Origin of the sequence: Streptococcus parasanguinis (assembly GCF_001578955.1) — a bacterium.
Lineage (GTDB): Bacteria > Bacillota > Bacilli > Lactobacillales > Streptococcaceae > Streptococcus > Streptococcus parasanguinis_U.
The window spans coordinates 1-766 of sequence record NZ_KQ969697.1 but is presented as its reverse complement, the minus strand read 5'-3'; the positions used below and the strand labels follow the sequence as shown (position 1 = coordinate 766).

The 766-nt window shown below is 32.8% G+C and carries 1 protein-coding gene; it reads right to left on the bottom strand.

Going from position 1 to position 766, the window contains the following annotated elements; translation table 11 throughout:
• Positions 1 to 404: 404 nt before the first annotated feature.
• Positions 405 to 680 carry a hypothetical protein gene (locus tag SPADD19_RS10745; protein WP_061455976.1) on the bottom strand — a complete coding sequence of 92 codons (276 nt, stop codon included), beginning with the start codon at positions 678 to 680 and terminating at the stop codon, positions 405 to 407.
• Between the last annotated feature and the right edge of the window lie 86 nt (positions 681 to 766).

Here is a 766-nt window from a genome sequence, read left to right as displayed (position 1 = left end):
AATTTTTATAAAATTATATGATTGACTTTACAAAGTCAATCTGCTATAATCTTTTTAGTTAGAAAAATATGAGAATCTTACTAAGTTGACTTGCCGGTCTAAGTAAGATTTTTTTATTGTCTGTTAGTTGCTCGAACAACTAACAGACATTTTTATTTTACATCAATTTTTTTTAGATGTAAACCCTTAATTTTCCCTCTGGGCTTCTGCCCAGACCCGACAAGCGTAGGACGCTTGACCCCACCTCTGAAAAGATTCGTTTAGGATTTCAAAATAAATTTCTTTTCTTTCGTCTTTCACAATCTAGCACAACGACAGCGCCGCGCAAGGTACGTCTTCGACTTTCCTCCTTGACGCTTTGCTTGATCGCCGTGCTTTTTTAGATTGTGCCGACGAAAAGAAATTTATTTCAATCCATACAAGTTCTTGATGTTCTGATTATTATATTTCAACGCACTAAATAACAAATTTACTGATTCATTATCTATATTGTTTTTCTCACAATAATCAAAAATTTCATACAAGCCAATATTATTTTGGTATTCTATACCCAACTCATCAGCAACTTGATTTTGTTGCTTTTGAAACTGTTCGCAAGCTGGTTCTGGAATCTTACCATCTGCAATAAATTTTATAACATCAGCAAGCACTGGTTGAAATTCTTTACTTGAAATAACCATTGTATTTCTCCTTTCTTTCATATTTTACATCTTAAGTATAACACAACCACCTATATATTACAAGCGGTTCCGAATATTTTGTAAAT